Origin of the sequence: Brevundimonas sp., from assembly GCF_031412435.1 — a bacterium.
Taxonomy (GTDB): Bacteria; Pseudomonadota; Alphaproteobacteria; order Caulobacterales; family Caulobacteraceae; genus Brevundimonas.
On the sequence record NZ_JANODA010000011.1, the window covers coordinates 1 to 18,455 of the forward strand.

The 18,455-nt window shown below is 66.0% G+C and carries 19 protein-coding genes and 1 pseudogene; 16 read left to right on the forward strand and 4 right to left on the reverse strand.

Going from position 1 to position 18,455, the window contains the following annotated elements; genetic code table 11:
* The 8 genes and pseudogenes from RMO01_RS02285 to RMO01_RS02320 all read left to right on the forward strand — a co-directional run.
* Positions 1 to 69: pseudogene (locus RMO01_RS02285) on the forward strand (30S ribosomal protein S13); the annotation flags it as partial.
* A gap of 9 nt (positions 70 to 78) precedes the next feature.
* The gene (rpsK, locus tag RMO01_RS02290) at positions 79 to 468 is read left to right on the forward strand and encodes a 30S ribosomal protein S11 (RefSeq protein ID WP_201102828.1); all 390 of its coding nucleotides are present in this window, start codon (positions 79 to 81) and stop codon (positions 466 to 468) included.
* A 96-nt stretch (positions 469 to 564) separates the two neighbouring features.
* Positions 565 to 1,584 carry a DNA-directed RNA polymerase subunit alpha gene (locus RMO01_RS02295; protein WP_309627433.1) on the forward strand — a complete coding sequence of 340 codons (1,020 nt, stop codon included), beginning with the start codon at positions 565 to 567 and terminating at the stop codon, positions 1,582 to 1,584.
* Positions 1,585 to 1,690: 106 nt separating this feature from the next.
* The gene (gene rplQ / locus RMO01_RS02300; RefSeq protein ID WP_298163210.1) at positions 1,691 to 2,110 is read left to right on the forward strand and encodes a 50S ribosomal protein L17; all 420 of its coding nucleotides are present in this window, start codon (positions 1,691 to 1,693) and stop codon (positions 2,108 to 2,110) included.
* A gap of 91 nt (positions 2,111 to 2,201) precedes the next feature.
* The gene (locus RMO01_RS02305; protein ID WP_309627434.1) at positions 2,202 to 2,663 is read left to right on the forward strand and encodes a GNAT family N-acetyltransferase; all 462 of its coding nucleotides are present in this window, start codon (positions 2,202 to 2,204) and stop codon (positions 2,661 to 2,663) included.
* The gene (locus RMO01_RS02310; RefSeq protein WP_309627435.1) at positions 2,660 to 3,310 is read left to right on the forward strand and encodes a glutathione S-transferase family protein; all 651 of its coding nucleotides are present in this window, start codon (positions 2,660 to 2,662) and stop codon (positions 3,308 to 3,310) included. Before RMO01_RS02305 ends, RMO01_RS02310 begins: the two co-directional genes overlap by 4 nt.
* Positions 3,311 to 3,460: 150 nt before the next feature.
* Positions 3,461 to 5,830 carry a TonB-dependent receptor gene (locus tag RMO01_RS02315; RefSeq protein ID WP_309627436.1) on the forward strand — a complete coding sequence of 790 codons (2,370 nt, stop codon included), beginning with the start codon at positions 3,461 to 3,463 and terminating at the stop codon, positions 5,828 to 5,830.
* Positions 5,831 to 6,059: 229 nt separating this feature from the next.
* Positions 6,060 to 6,977 carry a LysR substrate-binding domain-containing protein gene (locus RMO01_RS02320; RefSeq protein WP_309627437.1) on the forward strand — a complete coding sequence of 306 codons (918 nt, stop codon included), beginning with the start codon at positions 6,060 to 6,062 and terminating at the stop codon, positions 6,975 to 6,977.
* Here the strand turns inward: RMO01_RS02320 and RMO01_RS02325 are convergent.
* Positions 6,949 to 7,824, reverse strand: a complete 876-nt coding sequence (locus RMO01_RS02325; protein WP_309627438.1) for an ABC transporter permease subunit — start codon at positions 7,822 to 7,824, stop codon at positions 6,949 to 6,951. The two genes, RMO01_RS02320 and RMO01_RS02325, sit on opposite strands and share 29 nt — an antisense overlap.
* The gene (locus tag RMO01_RS02330; RefSeq protein ID WP_309627439.1) at positions 7,814 to 8,755 is read right to left on the reverse strand and encodes an ABC transporter ATP-binding protein; all 942 of its coding nucleotides are present in this window, start codon (positions 8,753 to 8,755) and stop codon (positions 7,814 to 7,816) included. The genes RMO01_RS02325 and RMO01_RS02330 overlap by 11 nt, the downstream gene beginning before the upstream one ends.
* Positions 8,756 to 8,978: 223 nt before the next feature.
* Between RMO01_RS02330 and RMO01_RS02335 the strand changes: the two genes are divergently transcribed.
* From RMO01_RS02335 to RMO01_RS02345, 3 genes are all read left to right on the forward strand, one after another.
* Positions 8,979 to 10,184, forward strand: a complete 1,206-nt coding sequence (locus RMO01_RS02335; protein WP_309627440.1) for a saccharopine dehydrogenase family protein — start codon at positions 8,979 to 8,981, stop codon at positions 10,182 to 10,184.
* Between the two features lie 13 nt (positions 10,185 to 10,197).
* A complete protein-coding gene (locus tag RMO01_RS02340) occupies positions 10,198 to 11,391 on the forward strand; it encodes a carboxynorspermidine decarboxylase (protein WP_309627441.1) in 1,194 nt (397 codons plus the stop codon).
* 91 nt (positions 11,392 to 11,482) lie between these two features.
* Positions 11,483 to 12,886, forward strand: coding sequence for a Do family serine endopeptidase (locus RMO01_RS02345; protein ID WP_309627466.1), 1,404 nt, complete (start codon positions 11,483 to 11,485; stop codon positions 12,884 to 12,886).
* Here RMO01_RS02345 and RMO01_RS02350 read toward each other — a convergent pair.
* Positions 12,883 to 13,314: a VOC family protein gene (locus RMO01_RS02350; RefSeq protein WP_309627442.1), complete on the reverse strand. Its 432-nt coding sequence runs from the start codon at positions 13,312 to 13,314 to the stop codon at positions 12,883 to 12,885. The two genes, RMO01_RS02345 and RMO01_RS02350, sit on opposite strands and share 4 nt — an antisense overlap.
* Positions 13,315 to 13,506: 192 nt before the next feature.
* Here RMO01_RS02350 and RMO01_RS02355 point away from each other — a divergent pair, with 192 nt between their 5' ends.
* The 5 genes from RMO01_RS02355 to RMO01_RS02370 all read left to right on the forward strand — a co-directional run bounded on the left by RMO01_RS02355 (position 13,507) and on the right by RMO01_RS02370 (position 17,279).
* Positions 13,507 to 14,817, forward strand: coding sequence for a replication-associated recombination protein A (locus tag RMO01_RS02355; protein WP_309627443.1), 1,311 nt, complete (start codon positions 13,507 to 13,509; stop codon positions 14,815 to 14,817).
* An 80-nt stretch (positions 14,818 to 14,897) separates the two neighbouring features.
* Complete coding sequence (locus tag RMO01_RS18055; protein ID WP_409013030.1) at positions 14,898 to 15,209, forward strand: VOC family protein; 312 nt, start codon at positions 14,898 to 14,900, stop codon at positions 15,207 to 15,209.
* A 69-nt stretch (positions 15,210 to 15,278) separates the two neighbouring features.
* The gene (locus RMO01_RS02360) at positions 15,279 to 15,719 is read left to right on the forward strand and encodes a hypothetical protein (protein WP_309627444.1); all 441 of its coding nucleotides are present in this window, start codon (positions 15,279 to 15,281) and stop codon (positions 15,717 to 15,719) included.
* Between the two features lie 9 nt (positions 15,720 to 15,728).
* The gene (locus tag RMO01_RS02365; protein ID WP_309627445.1) at positions 15,729 to 16,460 is read left to right on the forward strand and encodes an RluA family pseudouridine synthase; all 732 of its coding nucleotides are present in this window, start codon (positions 15,729 to 15,731) and stop codon (positions 16,458 to 16,460) included.
* A 318-nt stretch (positions 16,461 to 16,778) separates the two neighbouring features.
* Positions 16,779 to 17,279 (forward strand): CC0125/CC1285 family lipoprotein, encoded by a 501-nt coding sequence (locus RMO01_RS02370; protein ID WP_309627446.1) that lies wholly within the window; start codon positions 16,779 to 16,781, stop codon positions 17,277 to 17,279.
* On the opposite strand, the gene RMO01_RS02375 is transcribed toward RMO01_RS02370, so the two are convergent.
* Positions 17,263 to 18,429: a hypothetical protein gene (locus RMO01_RS02375; RefSeq protein ID WP_309627447.1), complete on the reverse strand. Its 1,167-nt coding sequence runs from the start codon at positions 18,427 to 18,429 to the stop codon at positions 17,263 to 17,265. The genes RMO01_RS02370 and RMO01_RS02375 overlap by 17 nt on opposite strands.
* Positions 18,430 to 18,455: the final 26 nt, after the last annotated feature.

The following is an 18,455-nucleotide window of genomic DNA, read 5'->3' on the forward strand; positions in this document are numbered from 1 at the left end:
CAGCGCACCCACACCAACGCCCGCACCCGCAAGGGTCCCGCCAAGCCGATCGCCGGCAAGAAGAAGTAAGACAGACACATGGCCAAGGAACCGGGTCGCGTAAAGAAGCGCGAGCGCAAGAACATCACCTCGGGCGTCGCCCACGTGAACTCTTCGTTCAACAACACCATGATCACGATCACCGATGCCCAGGGCAACGCGATCTCGTGGTCGTCGGCGGGTCACATGGGCTTCAAGGGTTCGCGCAAATCGACCCCTTACGCCGCCCAGATGGCTGCCGAAGACGCCGGCAAGAAGGCCCAGGAACACGGCGTCAAGACGCTGGAAGTCAACGTCTCGGGTCCGGGTTCCGGCCGTGAGTCCGCGCTCCGCGCCCTGCAGTCGGTCGGCCTGACCATCACCACCATTCGCGACGTCACGCCGATGCCGCACAACGGTTGCCGTCCGCCCAAGCGCCGCCGCGTCTAAGCGAACCCGACCGCCGCCGCCGACCCTATTCTCCGCCGGCCCTGTACGCACCTGACGAGGAGCGAGGGGCCGGCGAACTCCATTCGAGGGACACCCATGATCGAACGAAACTGGCAAGAACTGATTCGTCCCGAGAAGCCGCAGATCGAGCTCGGCTCGGACGCCCAACGCAAAGCCCGTCTGGTGGCCGAGCCTCTGGAACGCGGTTTCGGCGTGACGCTCGGCAACGCCCTGCGCCGCGTCCTCCTGTCGTCGCTGCAAGGCGCGGCCGTTACCGCCATTCAGATCGACGGCGTCGTGCACGAATTCTCGTCGCTGGAAGGCGTCCGTGAAGACGTCGTCGACATCGTGCTGAACATCAAGCAACTGGCGCTGCGCATGCACGCCGAAGGCCCCAAGCGCATGACCCTGCGCGCCACGGGCCCCGGCCCTGTGACCGCCGGCCAGATCGACGTCCCCGCGGACATCGAGGTGCTGAACCCGAACCACGTGATCTGCACCCTGGATGACGGCGCTTCGATCCGCATGGAACTGACCGTCCAGAACGGCAAGGGCTATGTCGCGTCGGAGTTCAACCGTCCGGAAGACGCGCCGATCGGCCTGATCGCCGTCGACGCCCTGTATTCGCCGGTCAAGCGCGTCGCCTATCGCGTCGAGCCGACCCGTCAGGGCCAGTCGCTGGACTATGACAAGCTGGTGCTGGAAGTCGAAACCAACGGCGCCGTGTCGCCTGTGGACGCCGTGGCCTATGCCTCGCGCATCCTGCAGGATCAGCTGCAGATCTTCATCACCTTCGACGAGCCGAAGAAGGCTGTGGAAGCGACGGACGGCAAGCCCGATCTGCCGTTCAACCCGGCGCTGCTGAAGAAGGTCGACGAGCTGGAACTGTCGGTCCGTTCGGCCAACTGCCTGAAGAACGACAACATCGTATACATCGGCGACCTGATCCAGAAGACCGAGGGCGAAATGCTTCGCACCCCGAACTTCGGCCGCAAGTCGCTGAACGAGATCAAGGAAGTGCTGACCTCCATGGGTCTGTCGCTCGGCATGGATGTGCCGAACTGGCCCCCGGAGAACATCGAAGACCTGGCCAAGAAGTTCGACGACCAGATCTAGTTTCAACCCTCCGCCCGGACCGATTGTTGGTCATCGGAGCGGTTAGAATGAATGCGGTCCAAGGTCCCTGAAGAGGGAAACCCGGGCCGGAGTAGGAGAGACCCCGATGCGCCACGGCGCCGCCTATCGCAAGCTCGGCCGCACGGCCAGCCACCGGACCGCCATGTTCGCCAACATGGCTGCGTCGCTGATCAAGCACGAGCAGATCACGACCACCCTGCCCAAGGCCAAGGAGCTTCGCCCCTTCGTCGAAAAGCTGGTCACCCTCGGCAAGAAGGGCGACCTGCACGCCCGTCGTCAGGCCATCAGCCACGTCCGTGACGTGACCCAGGTCGGCAAGCTGTTTGAAACGATCGGCCCGCGCTACGCCGAACGGAACGGCGGCTACATCCGCATCATGAAGGCCGGGTATCGCCACGGCGACAACGCCCCGATGGCCGTGATCGAGTTCGTCGATCGCGACGTCGACGCCAAGGGCCAGGACTCCGGTCCGGTCTATGCGATCGAGGGCGACGACGAAGCGTAAGCTTCGGCGCCACGGTTGAGCTATTGAAAGGGCGGCCCGAGCGATCGGGCCGCCCTTTTGCTTTCTCGCTTGCCGGTGCACGGTGACGTCGATGAACATCGCAATCGTCCCCTACCGCCCCGACCATGCCGCCGCCTGGATCACGCTCAACGAATACTGGATCCTGGCCGGCGGTTATGCGCTCGAGGCCAAGGACCGGCTGGTGCTCGACGATCCGGACGGCTCGATCCTGTCGAAGGGCGGGGTCATCTTCATTGCCGAGCGGGACGGCGAGGCGGTCGGCTGTTGTTCCCTGATGCTCATGCCGGATGGCGGCTACGAGGTCGGCAAGATGGCGGTCGCGGCTTCAGCCCAAGGTATGGGTCTCGGCCGCAGCCTGCTCGACGCCTGCGAGGTCCACGCCCGCGCCGCCGGCGCGCCGCGCCTCTACCTGGAGACCAACAGCTCCCAGACCCACGCCATCGCCCTGTACAACCGGTTCGGCTTCGTCGACCTGCCGCCGCAGCCGACCCCCTACGCCCGCTGCAATGTCTGGATGGAGAAGCGCCTGTGAGCCTGATCCTCTACAGCCACCCCTTCTCCTCCTACTGCCAGAAGGCCCTCGTCGCCTTCTACGAGAAGGATCTGCCGTTCGAGCAGCGGATGCTGGAGAGCGAGGGGGCCATGGCCGAACTCCGCGCCCTGTGGCCGTTCGGGCAGTTTCCGGTGCTGAAGGACGGCGATCGTCACTTCGCCGAGACCTCGATCATCATCGAGCGGCTGGACCAGCTCGAGCCGGCGACCCCGATGATCCCCTCCGATCCCGATCTGGCGCTGGAGGTGCGGTTCATGGACCGGGTGTTCGACAACCACATCCAGGCCCATCAACAGAGGCTCATCTACAACGCCCTGCGGCCGGAGGCGGACCGCGATCCCCTGGCCGACGCCGATGCGCGCAAGAAGCTGGAGATCGCCTACGCCTGGCTTGACGCCGTCATGGCCGACCGGAAATGGGCGGCGGGCGAGGTCTTCACCCTGGCCGACTGCGGCGCCGCGCCGGGCCTGCTGTACGCCCACTGGACTCACGCGATTCCGAAGGACCACGTCCATCTGTGGGCCTATCGTCGTCGCCTGCTGGCGCGGCCGTCCTACGCGCGGGCGCTCGATGAGGCCAGGCCGTATCGGAGCTATTTCCCCCTCGGCGCGCCCGACGAGGACTGACACCGTTTCCTTGTGACAAAACGACGACGCCGCTCGAAAATTCGCGTTCGACAGGATCTTGCCTGTGGGCGACTCCCCCGCTTGCGGCATAGCTTGCCGACAACAAAAAAACTCAGGGAGGCTCCAGTGCTCGCATTTTCAACCAGGACTATGACGCGATCCAGGCTGCTGACGGCGGCCTGCGCTCTCGCCTTGGCGACCTCTTCCGGCGCCGCCATGGCCCAGGACGGCCAGGACGCCACGAATCTGGACGAGATCATCGTAACCGGCACCAAACGTGCCTCGACGATCCAGGACGTGCCCTTCTCGATCAATGCCCAGACCCAGGAGGACATCCAGCGATCCGGCGCGGTGACGCTGGAGGACCTGTCCCGGAACGTGGCGGGCCTGTCGATCCAGAATCTTGGGCCGGGTCAGAGCCAGGTGTCTGTGCGCGGCGTTTCCGCTGGCCAGGTCGTGCGCGACCAGCCGGGCGTGAAGGAGCAGGTGGGCGTCTATCTGGACGAAAGCGTGATCTCGCTGTCGCTGTTCACCCCGGACCTGGACCTGTTCGACCTGAACCGGGTCGAGACGCTGCGCGGTCCCCAGGGGACGCTGTTCGGCTCCGGATCGGTGGGCGGCACGGTGCGCTACATCACCAACCAGCCCATCCTGGGCGTGACAGAAGGCCTGCTCGAGGCCAACGTCAACGTCGTCGAGGAAGATGACGGCGGCGGCCATCTGAAGGGCGCGATTAATCTGCCGCTCGGCGATACCGCCGCGCTTCGGATCGTGGGTTATCATACCGAATACGCCGGCTTCATCGATGCCCGGCGCCAGGGCGGCGCGATCGAGAACAACATCAACGACGGCAGCCGGACGGGCGGGCGCATCAGCCTGCTGTTGCAGCCCAACGACTCCATCTCGATTATGCCGCGCCTAGTCTATCAGGAGATCGAGACCGGCGGCTTTAACCGGCAGGAGGTGTTCAACATCTTCGCCAATCCGTTCACCACCACCCGTCCGGCCGTTGCCTTCGACGAACGCGAGCAGTTCCTGCTGCTGGACGAGTCGTTCAATGATGAGACCTTCCTCGCCGACCTGACGGCCAGTGTCGATTTCGGCGGGGTCGAGCTGACCTCGGTCACCAGCTACATCAACCGCGACATCCTGGTCAGCCGCGACGCCAGCGCCTTGACGGGTTCGGTGTCGGTGGACCTCGGGTTCCCGTCCGCCGCCGTACTCCTGCCTTCCAATCTGCGCGACACCACGGAGCTTGAGCAGAAGTCTCAGGAACTGCGCATAGCCTCAACCGGCGACGGCGCCTTCCAGTGGCTGGTCGGCGCCTTTTATTCCCAGGTCGATCGCGTCTATGAGCAGACCCTGCCGACACCGGGATATGACACCGCCACGGACACGGCTCTGGGCGCGGGGACTTCGGCCTCGGTTCGTAACGGCTTCGGTCTGAACTCGCCGTACAACGCCTTCCTGCCCTATGACATCGAACAGATGGCCGTGTTCGGCGAGGCCAGCTATGACTTCGGCCAGCTGACCGTCACCGGTGGCGGCCGGTTCTACGACTTCTCCGAAACGCGCAGCTTCACCTCCGGTGGACTGTTCGCCAACGGCGACCGACGCACCGATACGACCGAGTCCAACGGGTTCACTCCGCGGATCCTGGTCAGCTACGAAGCCTCCGAGAACGTCACCCTCAACGCCCAGGCGGCTCAGGGCTTCCGCCTTGGCGGAGTCAACGATCCACTCAACGTTCCCCTCTGCTCGCCTTCGGATCGCGCCATCTTCGGCGGTTTCCAGGCCTATGAGGATGAAACCCTGTGGAACTACGAGGCGGGGGTGAAGTCGCGCTTCGGCGCCGTGACCCTGAACTCGGCAATCTTCTACACCGATATCGAGAATCTGCAGACCACGCTGGACGCCGGCTCCTGCTCCTCGCGGATCGTGTTCAACGTGCCTGAGGCCCACACCGCCGGGGTCGAACTGGAACTCTCGACCCTGCTGAGCGACAATTTGGAGGTCGGCTTCTCGGGCAGCTTCGTCCAGGCCGAGTTCGATTCGACCGTCCGCGACGGCACGGGCGCCGTGATCGGCGGCATCCGTGAGGGCAACCGCCTGCCGTCGGTGCCGGAGCTTCAGCTGGCTCTGAATGCCACCTACAGCTTCAATCTGGCCGGTGGCATGCCGGCCTATGTCACGGCCTCGTTCCAGCATGTCGGAAGCCGCTACACCCAGGCCAGTGACCAGGAGAACAATCCACGCTCTTTCACCTCCGGCCTGCCGTTCGGCGGGGCGACGGGCACGCGGGCCACTATCGTCGATCTGGAACTGCCGAGCTACGAGCTGTTCAACATCGCCGCCGGCGTGGAGTTCGACAACGGCGTGGAGGCGGTCGTCTATCTGAACAACGCCTTCGACGAGAACCCTCTGCTGTCGTTTGACCGCGAACGCGGCGGCCGGGCGCGCCTCGGCTATTCGGTGGGAGCGCCGCGTACTATGGGCCTGACGCTGCGCCGTTCGTTCTAGGACTAACCGGGGCGGGCCGCGCTTGCGGACCGCCCCGACTCACCCGAGCGCGCAGTAGAGGACGGCCGCCCAGATGGCGACGGCGGCGGTGACATAGAGGAGGTGGTCCCAGAGGGTCCGGCGGGGCGGGGGCGGGTCTTTGTCGAACAGCGGCATCGATCAGGTTCAACCCGAATTGCCTCCGCGCCGAAATCGATTAAACGGGCGGCAGTCTGTGAGCTGAGATCACATGAAGTCCGCCGCCCCGCCGCCGCTTAGCGCCCTTCGTGCCTTTGAGGCCTTCGCACGTCATGGCGGGATGACAGCCGCCGCCACTGAGCTCTGCGTCACCCACGGCGCGGTCAGCCGCCAGGTCGCGGCGCTTCAGGACCACCTCGGCGTCTTCCTGGTGGCCGGGCCGCGTCATCGGCTGACGCTGACACCGGCCGGGGCCGAACTGGCGGCGCGGCTTTCGGGCGCCTTCGCGACCATCACGGACGCCGTCGAGGCTGCCCGCCTTGATGATCGGCGCGAGATCGAGATTTCCTGCCTCGGCACCTTCGCCTTGAAATGGCTGATTCCGCGCCTGCCCGGGTTCATGGCCCTTCATCCCGAGATCCGGGTGAAGGTTTCGGAATCCTATGCCGCCGTCGACTTCGCCCGTGGCCGGCTGGACGGCGCCATTCGAATCTTCAATCCGGGTCAGGAGGCGAAACGGCAGGAGATCACGCCCTTCCTGCCCCAGTATCAGGGGCCGGTCGGGGCCCCGGCCGTCACCCCGCCCGGCATGACCTTCGAGGCCCTCGGTCGGCTGCCGCGTCTGCATGCCTCGACCTTCCGTGAGAGCTGGGCCGTCTGGAGCGAATTGGTCGGGGTGCCCTTGCCGCCGGCCCCTCAGGAACGGGAATTCCAGCACAACAACTCGATGGTCGAGGCCGCCGCCGCCGGCATGGGCGCCGCCATCGCGCCCTGGGCCTTCGTGGCGCCGGATATCATGGCGGGCCGGCTGGTCGCACCCTTCGGCTTCGCCGAGCGGCCCTCGAAGTTCGTCTTTCTCAGGCCCGAGGGGCGAACCGACGCCTCGGTCGACGCCTTCCGCGACTGGTTGGTGGCGGAAGGGTCGATCAGTCCGGGGCCGCCTATTCCTTCGACAGGTCCTGCCGGTTGAACCAGGCGATGGCGCCCGCCAGCGGGGCCAGCGTCCACAAGGCGAGGCTGACAAGGGCCTTGATCACCATGCCGTCGGGCATGCCCGCAGGTGCCCCGTCCGGACCGACGACCGCCTTCAGGGTGTCGAAGGCCAGGCCCGGCAACAGCAGCTGCGCCGGCCAGCCCGTCGGCTCCCAGCCGAGCAGGGCCAGACCTGGTCCGCCAAGAAGGGTCTGGGCGAAGCCCAGAACCACCGGCACGAACAGGGCGGCCAGCAGCGACCGCGTCATGACCGCCGCCAACAGGGCGATCATCGCGTACTGGATGATGCGGATGTAGCTGAGCAGCAGGGTGAGGGCGAACGATCCGGCGTCGGCGCCGTCGAAGGTGAAGGCGAAGCCGGTGCCGTTGATCAAGGCGCCGGAGATCGCGAAGATCAGGCCTGCGACGATGAAAACCGCGATGGCGATCAGGGTCAGGATCTTGAACACGCCGACCTTGCCGAGGATCAGATTGATCCGGCTGTTGCGGGCGCTCGTCAGGCGCCAGGTCTCCCAGCGGTAATCCCCCGCATAGAGGGTCGAGGCGCCGATCAGCATGAAAACCAGGATCGCGCCGTTCGCCGTGATGCCGGCGATCTTCAGCAGATCCTGGCCGAGATCCTCGGCGGCTTTGGCCTGCACTGTCGCCGCTATGCCGGTGGCCGACAGGTCACCCGTCATCTCTTCCATGCGCGACTTGGTCACGAGGTGGAAGACGATGCCGCCCGCTACGAACAGAAGCGGAACGAACAGGACGGACCAGAACACCGCCATGCGGTTCCGCATCAGGCGATAGAATTCGGAGAGGACGGAATCAGCGAGCATGGCCCACCTCCTGAATGACTCTCTCCGGGTGTTGCACGGAGCCGGTCTCGCTCATGAAGACGCTCTCCAGATCGGCGCCGATCCAGCGGGCCTCGTCGATGTCGACGCCGCCCTGGACCAGGGCGCGCAGCAGACCGGGCACGTCGGCGCGGGAAAGGGTGGCCATGACGGCGTCGCCTTCCAGCACGCCCGAGGCGCCCGGCAGGCTGGACACGATCTCCAGCGTCTTCGAGATCGGCGTCACCGACAGGCGCAGTCGCTCGCCCGAGGCGGTCAGTTCCGAGACCAGGCCTTCGCGGACCAGCTTGCCCCGGTTCATGATGGCGACGCGGTCGCAGACGCGCTGGACCTCCAGCAACTGATGGCTGGCCAGGACCACGGTGATGCCGTCCTTCTCGGACAGGGAGCGGATCAGGGCGCGCATTTCCTGGATGCCGGGCGGATCCATGCCGCTGGTCGGTTCATCGAGGATGACGAGCTCCGGCTCGGTGATCAGCGCGGCGGCGACGCCGAGCCGCTGCAGCATGCCGACGGAAAAGCCCCGCACCTTGCGATCGGCGGCCTCGGTCAGGCCGACGCGTTCCAGCCATCCGGCGACACGGGCGGCATCGGGTTTCAGGCCGTGGGCTGCGGACAGCCAGACCAGCACCTGCCGCGCCGTCATGAAGGGCGGGAAACGCGGCGTCTCGATCATCGAGCCCATGCGGCGTGACGCCGCGACGTCGCCGATGCGCCCGCCCATGACCGTGGCCTCGCCGTCGGTCGGCCGGATCAGGCCCAGAAGGATGCGGAACAGGGTCGACTTGCCGGCGCCGTTCGGCCCGAGCACGCCGTACACCCCGCCGCGCGGAATGGTCAGGCTGAGCCCGTCCAGCGCGCGGACTGCGCCGTAGGTCTTGGTCAGGTTCCGGGTTTCGATCACTGCGGTCATGCCCGACCATCGCCCGGCCAATCCCGCACGGCAAGCGTGTGGAGGATTAAGCTTCCGACAGGTTCGGCGGACCGGATTTCACCCCTCGGGGTCGCGATAGACCGTCTGCCGACGCAAAACAGGAACGCGCACGGTTACTAGAAACGCCATCCTCGTATAGGACCCCCTCCCAACGCGTCGATGTGACGGGTTTCAGGCGGTGCAGACTTCAGGAGTGCATGAGATGAGCAGGGTTCTCGTAATCGGGGCGGGGGGCGTTGGCTCCGTCGCCGTCCACAAGATGGCGATGAACGCCGACATCTTTTCGCACATAACCTTGGCCTCGCGGACGAAGTCCAAATGCGACGCCATCGCCGTCTCGGTGAAGGAACGCACCGGCGTCACCATCGACACGGCGGCCATCGACGCCGACGACGTGGCCGCGACAACGGCCCTGATCAAGGCCGTGCAGCCCACGCTCGTGGTCAATCTGGCCCTGCCATACCAGGACCTGAACATCATGGACGCCTGCCTCGCGGCCGGGGTCCACTATATGGACACCGCCAACTACGAGCCGCGCGATGAAGCGAAGTTCGAATACAAATGGCAGTGGGCCTATCAGGACCGCTTCAGGGAGGCCGGTCTGATGGCCCTGCTGGGCTCGGGTTTCGACCCCGGCGTGACCTCGGTGTTCACGACGTACACGAAGAAGCATCTGCTGGATTCGATCGAGACGCTCGACATCCTGGACTGCAACGGCGGCGATACCGGCCTGCCGTTCGCGACCAACTTCAATCCCGAGATCAACCTGCGCGAAGTGACCGCCCCGTCGCGTCACTGGGAAGACGGCCAGTGGGTCGAGGGCCCGGCCCTGACGCACAAACAGGTGTTCGACTTCGACCAGGTCGGCGAAAAGAACATGTACCTCATGTACCATGAGGAGCTGGAATCGCTGGCGAAATTCTACCCGGAGATCAGCCGCATCCGCTTCTGGATGACCTTCGGCGACTCCTATCTGAAGCATCTCGAGGTGCTCGAGAACATCGGCATGACCTCGATCGAGCCGATGATGTTCCAGGGCCGCGAGATCATTCCGATCGAGTTCCTTAAGGCCCTCCTGCCGGAACCGTCGTCTTTGGGTCCGCTCACCAAGGGCAAGACCAACATCGGCACCATCGCCACCGGCCTGAAGGACGGCGTGCAGAAGACGGTCTACGTCAACAACGTCTGCGACCACGAAGAGGCCTATGCCGAGACCGGCAACCAGGCCGTCAGCTACACCACCGGCGTCCCCGCCATGATCGGCGCCGCCATGATCCTGACCGGCGCCTGGAAGGGCGCGGGCGTGGTCAACATGGAGCAGCTGGATCCCGATCCCTTCATGGACATGCTGAACAGGCACGGCCTGCCCTGGAAGGTCCAGGAGCTGGACGCGCCTCTCGCGTTCTGACGGGGACAGTCCGATGCACACGCCTTCCGGCGCCATGGAAACGAAGGCGGGCGGTCCCGGCGCCTTCGCCCGCTTCGATCTCGGCCGCGTGCCGTCGCCCTGTTTCGTCGTCGACGAGGCGGCGGTGCGTCGCAACCTGTCGATCCTGAAGGGCGTCGGGGCGGACGGTGGCGCACGGGTCCTGCTGGCGCTGAAAGCCTTTTCGATGTGGTCGGTGGCCGATCTGGTGGAGGAGTATCTGGACGGCGTCTGCGCCTCCGGCCTGTGGGAGGCGCGGCTGGCCCGGGAGTTCTACAAGGGACACCTGACCACCTACTCCCCGGCCTACAAGCCCGCGGATCTGCCGGAAATCCTGCGCCTGTCGGATTCGGTGATCTTCAATACCCCGGCCCAGATCGCCCGATTCGCCGACCTGATCGCGGATGCCCGCGCGGCCGGCGAGACCTTCGACATCGGCCTTCGCCTCAACCCGGAACACTCCGAGGCCGAGGTCGCCAAATACGATCCCTGCCAGTTCGGATCGCGCCTCGGATTCCCGGTGTCGCAGCTAAAGCCCGAACATCTGGACGGCGTCGACGGCCTGCATCTCCACGCCCTGTGCGAACAAGGGTTCGAGCCGCTGCAGCGCATCTGGACCTCGCTGGAGCCGAAGATCGCGGACGCGCTCGCCTCGCTGAAATGGCTGAACCTCGGCGGCGGACACCATATCACCCGCGCCGACTACGATCGCGACGGCCTCGGCGCCTTCCTCAAGACCATCGGTGAACGCCACGGCATCGAGGTCTATATCGAACCCGGCGAGGCCATCGCGCTCGACGCCGGCATCCTGGTCGGCGAGGTCCTCGACACCTTCGACAACAGCCTGCCGGTCGCCATTACCGACATCTCCGCGACCTGCCACATGCCCGACGTCATCGAGGCGCCCTACCGGCCGGCGATGCTGGGCGAGACGGAGGAGGGTGTCGCCTTCCGCCTCGGCGGGCCGTCCTGCCTGGCCGGGGACATCATCGGCGACTACCGGTTCGCCACGCTGCCGACGGCGGGAACCCGCATCGCCTTCCTCGACCAGGCCCACTATTCGATGGTCAAGACCACGACCTTCAACGGCGTCCCCCTGCCGGCCATCGCCCTGTGGAACTCCGAGACGGACGCGCTGCGACTGGTCCGCCAGTTCGACTATCCGGACTTCCGCGACCGGCTGTCCTGAAGGGGCGACAAGAGACGGGCCGCCACGCCTTGATCCAGCCCGAAAGCGGGACAGATATAGGATCCTGACCATGGCTGACTCCCGGACTGCAATGAAGACCTCGATGATCGCCCTCGCGGCGGCCCTGACGCTGGCCGCCTGTGGCAACGCCAATTCCACCAAGGCCCAGGACGGCGTCTTCGCCGAGCCCACGGACCGCCAGACCCCGACCGACGCCTCCACCATGAAGCAGAGCTTCGCCCCCGTGGTGCGCGAGGCGGCTCCGGCCGTGGTCAATATCTCGGCCCGCTCGATCCAGCGGGTCCAGGCCGATCCCTTCTTCCAGTTCTTCGGCGGCGGCATGCCCCAGCAGCGGGTGGCGGAATCTGCGGGCTCCGGCGTCATCATCCGCTCCGACGGCATTGTGGTGACCAACAACCACGTCATCCAGGGCGCGACCCAGATCCGGGTCGTCCTCAACGACCGCCGCGAATATCCGGCCGAGGTCATCCTCGCCGACGAACGCTCCGACATCGCGGTGCTCCAGCTTCAGGGCGTGACTGAACAACTCCCCGTCCTCGCCATCGATGATCGCGAGGAACAGGAGGTCGGCGACCTGGTCCTGGCCATCGGCAATCCGTTCGGCGTCGGCCAGACCGTCACCAACGGCATCATTTCGGCCCTGAACCGGACCGAGACCGGCATCTCGGATAGCGGCTCCTTCATCCAGACCGACGCGGCCATCAACCCGGGCAACTCCGGCGGGCCTCTGGTCGACATGGACGGCGACGTCATCGGCATCAACACGGCCATCTTCTCGCGCTCGGGCTCGTCCGCGGGCGTGGGCTTCGCCGTGCCCGCCTCCATGGTCCGCCGCGTGGTCGATTCCGCCCTCGGCGGCGAGACGGCGGTCGTGCGGCCCTGGCTCGGCGTGAAGGGCGACACGGTCTCGTCCGAGATCGCCCGGTCGCTGGGCATGGCGCGGCCCCAGGGGCTGATTGTCACGGACCTCTACGACGGTGGTCCCGGCGCACGCGGCGGCCTGCGTCAGGGCGACGTCATCACCGCCATAGACGGCGCCGAGGTCCACGACCAGGCCGGTCTGAACTTCCGCGTCGGCACCAGGAGCCCGAACGAGTCGGTCGCCGTGACCGTCCTGCGCGACGGCCGCAGCCAGACCCTCAACGCCCGCGTCCAGCCGCTTCCCGGCGACGCCAGGGGCAATGGCGAGATCATCCAGCAGGGCCCGTTCGCGGGCGCCGAGATCGCTGTGCTGAACCCCGCGCTCGCCGACCGTCTGGGCGGCGATCCCTTCGCCAGCGGAGCCATCGTCACCAATGTCGGAGGCCGCACTGCGGCCCGCGCCAACGGCTTCCAGCCCGGCGACGTGGTGACCCAGATCGACGGCCGACCAGTGCGCGATATCGCCGCCGTCCGCCGGGGCGCGCGAGGGTCCGAGGTCACCATCCAGCGGCAAGGCCGGGTGATGACCGGCCGGGTGGGCTATTCCGGCTAGGCTTCCGCCTTGGGCGCCTTGATCGGAGATCCGATCGACCAGCAGTGGCCGAACGGATCCTTCACCTGACCGTATCGGTCGCCCCAGAACTGGTCGGCCAGCGGCTGGATCGGCACGCAGCCGGCGACGATGGCCCGCGCCCACCATTCATCGGCGTCATCGACCTGCAGGTGCAGGGTCACCCCCTTGGGCACGACATCGGCCTCCATCCCGTACTCGGGGAATTCGTCGGACAGCATGACACTGCAGCCGTTGATGCGCAGGTGCGAATGGACCAGCCGTTCACCGTCCTCGGCCAGCATGCGTCGAACCTCGACCGCTCCGAAGGCCCGGGAATACAGTTCGACCGCCGCCTGGCCGCCGCGCGAGGCGATGCTGAGATAGGGGGTCACGCCGGTCAGGGGCGGGGGGGCATCGACCTGTTCCACGTCATCTCCTCGGTTCCGGGCCACTGTAACGCGTGAAATCGCCCGTGCGAACAGCCCGCCTTGATCGGATGAGGGAGGATCGCTTCGCGATCCTGCTGATGCCGTGAATCAAGGTCCAGCTTCAATGTGGGGCCTGATCCGGACCGAAAACCGCTCACACTTTTCCGGGTCAGGCCCTACATCTGACCGTCCATGACCGATCTGTTCGAAGCCTCCGGCATCCATCCCCCCGACGCGCCGCTGGCCGACCGTCTGCGCCCGGCCACCCTCGACGAGGTGGTGGGCCAGGACCATCTGCTGGGCGAGGGTGGGCCGATCCGGCGCATGATCGAGGCCGGGCGTCTGGGGTCCATGATCCTGTGGGGGCCACCCGGTACGGGCAAGACCACCATCGCCCGGCTGCTGGCGAAGGCCGCCGGCTACCAGTACCAGCAGATCTCGGCCGTCTTCTCCGGCGTCGCCGACCTGAAGAAGGCCTTCGAACAGGCCCGCGTGCGCCGCGCCGCCGGCCAGTCGACCCTGCTGTTCGTCGACGAGATTCACCGCTTCAATCGTGCCCAGCAGGACGGTTTCCTGCCGTTCGTGGAGGAGGGGGTCGTCACCCTCGTCGGCGCCACGACCGAGAACCCGTCGTTCGAACTGAACGGCGCCCTGCTGTCCCGCAGCCAGGTCTTCGTGCTCAAGCGGCTGGACGACGCTGCTCTCGATCAATTGTTGATCCGGGCCGAGGCGCAGGAGGGTCAATCCCTGCCGCTGACGCCCGAGGCGCGACAGGCCCTGACGGCTTTGGCCGACGGCGACGGCCGCTATCTGCTGACCATGGCCGAGACCCTGTTCGCCCTGCCACCCGAGCCCCTGCTGGACGTCCAGGCCCTCGCCGGAACCCTGCAGCGCCGCGCCCCCGCCTACGACAAGTCGAGAGAAGAACACTACAACCTCATATCCGCCCTACATAAATCGGTTCGCGGCTCAGACCCGGACGCGGCCCTCTACTGGCTGGCCCGGATGCTGAACGGGGGGGAGGATCCCCTGTATCTCGCGCGCCGGATCGTGCGGATGGCGGTCGAGGACATCGGCGAAGCCGACCCCCTGTCGATCATGGTCGCCAATGCGGCGAAGGACACCTACGACTTCCTCGGCAGCCCCGAGGGCGAACTGGCCCTGGCCCAGGCGGTGGTCCACCTCGCCACCGCGCCCAAGTCGGTCGCGGTCTACGAAGCCTTCAAGGACGCGAAGCGGGCGGCCGCGGAGACGGGTTCCCTGATGCCGCCGGCCCATATCCGCAACGCCCCGACCAAGCTCATGAAACAGCTCGGCTACGGCAAGGGCTACCAGTATGACCCGAGCACGGAGGAAGGCTTCTCCGGCGCGAACTTCTTCCCCGACGAGATGGAGCGCCGGACCTTCTACAAGCCGAAAGGCGAGGGCCACGAGGAGAAGATCAAGGGCCGGCTGGAGCGGTGGGCGAAAATGCGGGCGGAGTTGCAGCGGGACAGGGAATGAATCTCAACCAGGTCACGCTGGACGTCAGCGATATCGAACGGTCCAGAGCATTTTACGAGTGACTGGGTCTGATCCTGATCGTGTCGAGCGATCACTATGCCCGGTTCGTTTGTCCAGCCTCTCCAGACGAACGCCCGGCGACATTCTCGATCCATCTCTCTCAAACGGTACGGCCCGGCCAGATGGGGGTCTATTTCGAGTGCGACGATCTCGATGACCGTGTAGTGCGGCTGAAGTCGGCGGGCGTGAGGTTCGATAACGACCCCGTGGATCAACGCTGGCTGTGGCGAGAAGCCTGGTTGCGTGACCCGGACGGAAACCGGCTCTGTCTGTATTTTGCGGGGCGGAACCGGATTGATCCTCCCTGGAAGGTTGGCCCCCCATCTGAGTGATCAGCGTTCATTGTCGAGTGCGCCCCATCGTTCTAGCTTCGCCGTTCAAGCGATCCTTGGGAGGGGACGATGGCTGACGCAACGAAGACGCCCTGGCACCTGTGGCTGGTGGGTGGGCTGAGCCTGCTGTGGAATGGGTTCGGCGGTTTTGACTTCATAATGACCAACACCCAGGGCGAGAGCTATATGCGCGCCTCGGGCATGACCCAGCCAATGATCGACTACTTCATGGCCATGCCGACGTGGATGTATGTGCCGTGGACGCTCGGGGTCTGGGGCGCGGTCGCGGGGTCGGTCCTGTTGCTGCTGCGCATGAAGTGGGCGGTCCACGCCTTCGCCCTGTCGGTGATCGGCGCGGTCACCAGCCTGATCTTCGGCCTGATGAACCCCATGCCCGGCCTGCCGCCGGAAATGGCCGTCATGGCTTACATGCCGTGGATCATCGCCGCGATCGCCGCCTTCCTGCTGTGGTACGCCTGGACCATGGGCAAGCGCGGCGTTCTCCGCTAACCGGCGGGGGTGTCCGATCGCACCCCCGTCACCCTGTCGCCTGAAGAGATCGAGGCCGTCCGTTCGTGGGTCATCCACGAGGACGCCTCGACGATCGCCTTCGCCAAGCCCGCGGGTCTCTCCAGCCAGGGCGGCCGTATCCAGGCCCACACCTTGGACGACCTGCTGTGGGCCTTCGCGCGGTCGAACGGCAAGCGCCCGGACCTGGTTCACCGGCTCGACCGCGACACCTCCGGCGTCATCCTGGCCGCAAAAACCAAGCCCGCCGCCGGCTTCCTCGGCAAGGCGATCCAGGCCCACAAACTGACCAAGACCTATCTGGCCCTGGTCTCGGCTGCGCCCGAGCCTGCCAGCGGCGATATCAATGTCCCTCTGGTGCGTCAGGAGATCGGACGCGAAAGCTACATGCGCGTCGCCGCCTTCGACGCGAAAGGCGCCCAAGGCTCCCGCAGCAAATACCGCACCCTGTCGTCCAGTGACGACGGCGCCCTGGTCGAGCTCCAGCCCTTCACCGGCCGCATGCACCAGCTCCGCGTCCACATGGCCCATATCGGGCGTCCCCTGATCGGGGACGTCCGCTACGGCGGCGCCCTGACGGCGGCGGGCCGGGCCGCGCCCCGGCTGATGCTGCACGCCGTGTCGTTGAAATTCCCCCATCCGGACGGCGGCGAACGCACGGTGACCGCCGAACCGCCCGAGGATTTCCGGATGCTGGCCGAGGCGATGGGGCTCAAGATCTAACGTCTTCTCCCGCAGGGGCGAGAATGAAGGCAGGCGATACCCATCAACGGATCGTCCGAATTCGCCCTTGAAATCAATGGCCGGCTCTGACGAGAGGCCTTTTATCCATCACGCCCTGAAACGCCCCCATACTGACCCGTTTCAGTCAGAGAGGATCATCATGGGCGAACGCTTCGGACGCATCGGACGCTTCGGACGGTGTTTTCGCGTTCGGGCCGGCCGGACTCAGTGGACTATCTGTACTGAATTCTCCGGAGTCCCGTTCATCGGGAACGGCTCGCCCGCCTTCAGCGCTTACCGTGCGAAAGGACGACGCCCATGATCCGCACCCTCGTCATCGCCACGGCCGCCCTGTCGCTTGCCGCTTGCGCCAGTCTCGCCCCCTATGGCCCCCAGCGAGGCCCGAACGCGCAGGGATACTCCGAACAACGCATCGAGACCGATCGCTACCGGGTCAGCTACAACGGCGTCGGCGCGCCTGGACCCGTCGCGGACATGGCCCTGCTGCGGGCTGCCGATCTGACCGTCGAGCAGGGCTATGACTGGTTCGAGGTGACCCGGCGCTATGTCGACGGCCGCCCGGATAGCGCCGGCGGCTTCCGGCCCAGCGTCTCGGTGGGCTACGGCGGTGGTTCGGGCCGCTACGGCGGTCACCGCTACTCGTCTTCCGGCGTGGGCGTCGGCGTGGGCCTGAACTTCGAAGGGCCGTCAGCGACCTCGACCGTACTGGAAATCCGCCTGGGCCGAGGCGTCCGCCCCGACCGGGGCGAGGCCTATGAAGCCCGGGAGGTCCGCTACTCGCTCAGCGGCCGCGAGTGAGGGCGCGGTATTCGACCAGCCGTTCCTTGTCGCGCCGGACCTGGTCGCCGATCGTGTTGTCGACGTCCAGAGACGCGTAACGGACCCAGCCTTCCACGCCGAGCTTGTCCTTCACCGCCGCCGTCGGGGTCCGCCAGTTGAAGTAGGACAGCCAGGACACCAGCAGCCCCATTCCCAGGGCAACCAGCTGCAGAATGCGGAAGCCGACCTCGTTGGCCGCGGGGGCGGGCCAGAAGGCGAAGACGGCCATCCAGACCAGCAGGACGAAAGGCGTGGTAATCCGCGCAACCCAGCGCATCCAGTAGCGTTCGCGGCGCACGCGCCACAGCTCCATCTGGGCAAATTTCTCAAGATATTCCATGCGTGCCGCGATCCACATCACCAATCGCGTGAGGAACAGGGCCCGCTGGCCCCAACCCTTGCCGTCCATCTGGAACTGGGTCTCGGCCTGATCTGACAGGGCCCGGGCGTTGGTGAACAGGTTCTGCAGCTCGCGCGTCCGCTGAACCACCTCGCGTGACAGTTCGTAGGAATCGTTCTCCAGCCGGAACCGGTACTGGACGAACAGGATCGAGGAGACGCCGAAGAAGATGCCGACGGTGATCAACATGCCCAGAACCGCCAGACCCAGTCCCTGCGGCTGCCCGCCGGTCCACTCCGCGAACAGGCCGGGGCCCAAGATCGCCATGGCGGCAAAGGCGATCAGAGCAATGCCTTGGGTCAGACGTTTGGTGATCACATGCACGCGCAAAGCGTTGAAAACACGTCGGCCATAGCCGTGGATTCGGCCTCGGATATCCTCGTCGGCGGGGAAGCGTTCCTCGATCTGACGTGTGAACAGGACGTGGAACCGGTCCGGCTTGTTCTCGGTCTCCCAGAACGGGAAGATATCGAGCGCCTGGTTGAAATACTGGTCGATATTGGCCGAGATGATCCGGATCGCCTCCGGATCCAGGGTGAAATAATCGCTCTCCTGGATCGGACGCAGGATGCCTTCCTGGGCCGTGATCGGCTCGGGCGCCGGGGCGGGCGTGGCCGCTGGAATCGGGCGATCGGGAATATCGGCCGCGCCCGACGGCGGCGCCGACGGCGACACCGGGATCGTCAGGCCGGGACCCGGCTCTGGGGTATGATGATCGTCGTGCGACATGGCGGACGGTGGAACCCTTGCGACCT

Coding starts and splice junctions, on each gene's coding strand:
- RMO01_RS02325 (WP_309627438.1), bottom strand. CDS start 7,824: ATGCTCGCTGATTCCGTCCTCTCCGAATTCTATCGCCTGATGCGGAAC.
- RMO01_RS02355 (WP_309627443.1), top strand. CDS start 13,507: ATGACCGATCTGTTCGAAGCCTCCGGCATCCATCCCCCCGACGCGCCG.
- RMO01_RS02320 (WP_309627437.1), top strand. CDS start 6,060: ATGAAGTCCGCCGCCCCGCCGCCGCTTAGCGCCCTTCGTGCCTTTGAG.
- rpsK (WP_201102828.1), top strand. CDS start 79: ATGGCCAAGGAACCGGGTCGCGTAAAGAAGCGCGAGCGCAAGAACATC.
- RMO01_RS02360 (WP_309627444.1), top strand. CDS start 15,279: ATGGCTGACGCAACGAAGACGCCCTGGCACCTGTGGCTGGTGGGTGGG.
- RMO01_RS02345 (WP_309627466.1), top strand. CDS start 11,483: ATGAAGACCTCGATGATCGCCCTCGCGGCGGCCCTGACGCTGGCCGCC.
- RMO01_RS02375 (WP_309627447.1), bottom strand. CDS start 18,429: ATGTCGCACGACGATCATCATACCCCAGAGCCGGGTCCCGGCCTGACG.
- RMO01_RS02330 (WP_309627439.1), bottom strand. CDS start 8,755: ATGACCGCAGTGATCGAAACCCGGAACCTGACCAAGACCTACGGCGCA.
- RMO01_RS02305 (WP_309627434.1), top strand. CDS start 2,202: ATGAACATCGCAATCGTCCCCTACCGCCCCGACCATGCCGCCGCCTGG.
- rplQ (WP_298163210.1), top strand. CDS start 1,691: ATGCGCCACGGCGCCGCCTATCGCAAGCTCGGCCGCACGGCCAGCCAC.
- RMO01_RS02295 (WP_309627433.1), top strand. CDS start 565: ATGATCGAACGAAACTGGCAAGAACTGATTCGTCCCGAGAAGCCGCAG.
- RMO01_RS02315 (WP_309627436.1), top strand. CDS start 3,461: ATGACGCGATCCAGGCTGCTGACGGCGGCCTGCGCTCTCGCCTTGGCG.
- RMO01_RS02370 (WP_309627446.1), top strand. CDS start 16,779: ATGATCCGCACCCTCGTCATCGCCACGGCCGCCCTGTCGCTTGCCGCT.
- RMO01_RS02335 (WP_309627440.1), top strand. CDS start 8,979: ATGAGCAGGGTTCTCGTAATCGGGGCGGGGGGCGTTGGCTCCGTCGCC.
- RMO01_RS02340 (WP_309627441.1), top strand. CDS start 10,198: ATGCACACGCCTTCCGGCGCCATGGAAACGAAGGCGGGCGGTCCCGGC.